Source organism: Pseudomonas sp. NFX5 (assembly GCF_049132125.1).
Classification (GTDB): Bacteria; Pseudomonadota; Gammaproteobacteria; order Pseudomonadales; family Pseudomonadaceae; genus Aquipseudomonas; species Aquipseudomonas marginalis.
The window spans coordinates 1-3,411 of record NZ_JAFMZG010000046.1 but is presented as its reverse complement, the minus strand read 5'-3'; the positions used below and the strand labels follow the sequence as shown (position 1 = coordinate 3,411).

Below are 3,411 nucleotides of genomic sequence, written 5' to 3'. Positions count from 1 at the left end.
CGAAATTGGGTCTGTAGCTCAGTTGGTTAGAGCGCACCCCTGATAAGGGTGAGGTCGGCAGTTCGAATCTGCCCAGACCCACCAATTTTGTGTGGGAAACGCCTGTAGAAATACGGGGCCATAGCTCAGCTGGGAGAGCGCCTGCCTTGCACGCAGGAGGTCAACGGTTCGATCCCGTTTGGCTCCACCACTACTGCTTCTGCGTTATGAAAGCTTAGAAATGAGCATTCCATCAGTATGATGGTGAATGTTGATTTCTAGTCTTTGATTAGATCGTTCTTTAAAAATTTGGGTATGTGATAGAAAGATAGACTGAACGTTACTTTCACTGGTAACGGATCAGGCTAAGGTAAAATTTGTGAGTGGCTCTTAATTGAGTATGATCGAATTTTCGGCGAATGTCGTCTTCACAGTATAACCAGATTGCTTGGGGTTATATGGTCAAGTGAAGAAGCGCATACGGTGGATGCCTTGGCAGTCAGAGGCGATGAAAGACGTGGTAGCCTGCGAAAAGCTTCGGGGAGTCGGCAAACAGACTTTGATCCGGAGATGTCTGAATGGGGGAACCCAGCCATCATAAGATGGTTATCTTGTACTGAATACATAGGTGCAAGAGGCGAACCAGGGGAACTGAAACATCTAAGTACCCTGAGGAAAAGAAATCAACCGAGATTCCCTTAGTAGTGGCGAGCGAACGGGGACTAGCCCTTAAGTGGCTTTGAGATTAGCGGAACGCTCTGGAAAGTGCGGCCATAGTGGGTGATAGCCCTGTACGCGAAAATCTCTTAGTCATGAAATCGAGTAGGACGGAGCACGAGAAACTTTGTCTGAATATGGGGGGACCATCCTCCAAGGCTAAATACTACTGACTGACCGATAGTGAACTAGTACCGTGAGGGAAAGGCGAAAAGAACCCCGGAGAGGGGAGTGAAATAGATCCTGAAACCGTATGCGTACAAGCAGTGGGAGCCCACTTTGTTGGGTGACTGCGTACCTTTTGTATAATGGGTCAGCGACTTATTTTCAGTGGCGAGCTTAACCGAATAGGGGAGGCGTAGCGAAAGCGAGTCTTAATAGGGCGTCTAGTCGCTGGGAATAGACCCGAAACCGGGCGATCTATCCATGGGCAGGTTGAAGGTTGGGTAACACTAACTGGAGGACCGAACCGACTACCGTTGAAAAGTTAGCGGATGACCTGTGGATCGGAGTGAAAGGCTAATCAAGCTCGGAGATAGCTGGTTCTCCTCGAAAGCTATTTAGGTAGCGCCTCATGTATCACTGTAGGGGGTAGAGCACTGTTTCGGCTAGGGGGTCATCCCGACTTACCAAACCGATGCAAACTCCGAATACCTACAAGTGCCGAGCATGGGAGACACACGGCGGGTGCTAACGTCCGTCGTGAAAAGGGAAACAACCCAGACCGTCAGCTAAGGTCCCAAAGTTATGGTTAAGTGGGAAACGATGTGGGAAGGCTTAGACAGCTAGGAGGTTGGCTTAGAAGCAGCCACCCTTTAAAGAAAGCGTAATAGCTCACTAGTCGAGTCGGCCTGCGCGGAAGATGTAACGGGGCTCAAACCATACACCGAAGCTACGGGTATCACGTAAGTGATGCGGTAGAGGAGCGTTCTGTAAGCCTGTGAAGGTGAGTTGAGAAGCTTGCTGGAGGTATCAGAAGTGCGAATGCTGACATGAGTAACGATAATGGGTGTGAAAAACACCCACGCCGAAAGACCAAGGTTTCCTGCGCAACGTTAATCGACGCAGGGTTAGTCGGTCCCTAAGGCGAGGCTGAAAAGCGTAGTCGATGGAAAACAGGTTAATATTCCTGTACTTCTGGTTATTGCGATGGAGGGACGGAGAAGGCTAGGCCAGCTTGGCGTTGGTTGTCCAAGTTTAAGGTGGTAGGCTGGAATCTTAGGTAAATCCGGGATTCTAAGGCCGAGAGCTGATGACGAGTTACCTTTTAGGTAACGAAGTGGTTGATGCCATGCTTCCAAGAAAAGCTTCTAAGCTTCAGGTAACCAGGAACCGTACCCCAAACCGACACAGGTGGTTGGGTAGAGAATACCAAGGCGCTTGAGAGAACTCGGGTGAAGGAACTAGGCAAAATGGCACCGTAACTTCGGGAGAAGGTGCGCCGGTGAGGGTGAAGGACTTGCTCCGTAAGCCCATGCCGGTCGAAGATACCAGGCCGCTGCGACTGTTTATTAAAAACACAGCACTCTGCAAACACGAAAGTGGACGTATAGGGTGTGACGCCTGCCCGGTGCCGGAAGGTTAATTGATGGGGTTAGCTAACGCGAAGCTCTTGATCGAAGCCCCGGTAAACGGCGGCCGTAACTATAACGGTCCTAAGGTAGCGAAATTCCTTGTCGGGTAAGTTCCGACCTGCACGAATGGCGTAACGATGGCGGCGCTGTCTCCACCCGAGACTCAGTGAAATTGAAATCGCTGTGAAGATGCAGTGTATCCGCGGCTAGACGGAAAGACCCCGTGAACCTTTACTATAGCTTTGCACTGGACTTTGAATTTGCTTGTGTAGGATAGGTGGGAGGCTTTGAAGCGTGGACGCCAGTCTGCGTGGAGCCAACCTTGAAATACCACCCTGGCAACTTTGAGGTTCTAACTCAGGTCCGTTATCCGGATCGAGGACAGTGTATGGTGGGTAGTTTGACTGGGGCGGTCTCCTCCTAAAGAGTAACGGAGGAGTACGAAGGTGCGCTCAGACCGGTCGGAAATCGGTCGTAGAGTATAAAGGCAAAAGCGCGCTTGACTGCGAGACAGACACGTCGAGCAGGTACGAAAGTAGGTCTTAGTGATCCGGTGGTTCTGTATGGAAGGGCCATCGCTCAACGGATAAAAGGTACTCCGGGGATAACAGGCTGATACCGCCCAAGAGTTCATATCGACGGCGGTGTTTGGCACCTCGATGTCGGCTCATCACATCCTGGGGCTGAAGCCGGTCCCAAGGGTATGGCTGTTCGCCATTTAAAGTGGTACGCGAGCTGGGTTTAGAACGTCGTGAGACAGTTCGGTCCCTATCTGCCGTGGACGTTTGAGATTTGAGAGGGGCTGCTCCTAGTACGAGAGGACCGGAGTGGACGAACCTCTGGTGTTCCGGTTGTCACGCCAGTGGCATTGCCGGGTAGCTATGTTCGGAATAGATAACCGCTGAAAGCATCTAAGCGGGAAACTAGCCTCAAGATGAGATCTCACTGGGACCTTGAGTCCCCTGAAGGGCCGTCGAAGACTACGACGTTGATAGGTTGGGTGTGTAAGCGCTGTGAGGCGTTGAGCTAACCAATACTAATTGCCCGTGAGGCTTGACCATATAACACCCAAGCAATTTGACTACTCGAAAGAGCATCAGATTGCGGTGTGTGAAGACGCAATGAACCGAAAGTTCGAGAT

General features: G+C 51.0%; 2 tRNA genes and 1 rRNA gene. All 3 read left to right on the top strand.

The features are described from left to right. Window positions 1-7 precede the first annotated feature (7 nt). The 3 genes from J1N02_RS32215 to J1N02_RS32205 all read left to right on the top strand — a co-directional run bounded on the left by J1N02_RS32215 (window position 8) and on the right by J1N02_RS32205 (window position 3,331). Window positions 8-84 (top strand) — tRNA-Ile (locus J1N02_RS32215). A 30-nt stretch (window positions 85-114) separates the two neighbouring features. Next, window positions 115-190 (top strand) — tRNA-Ala (locus J1N02_RS32210). A 249-nt stretch (window positions 191-439) separates the two neighbouring features. Continuing rightward, window positions 440-3,331 (top strand): 23S ribosomal RNA (locus J1N02_RS32205). The last annotated feature ends 80 nt before the right edge of the window (window positions 3,332-3,411 follow it).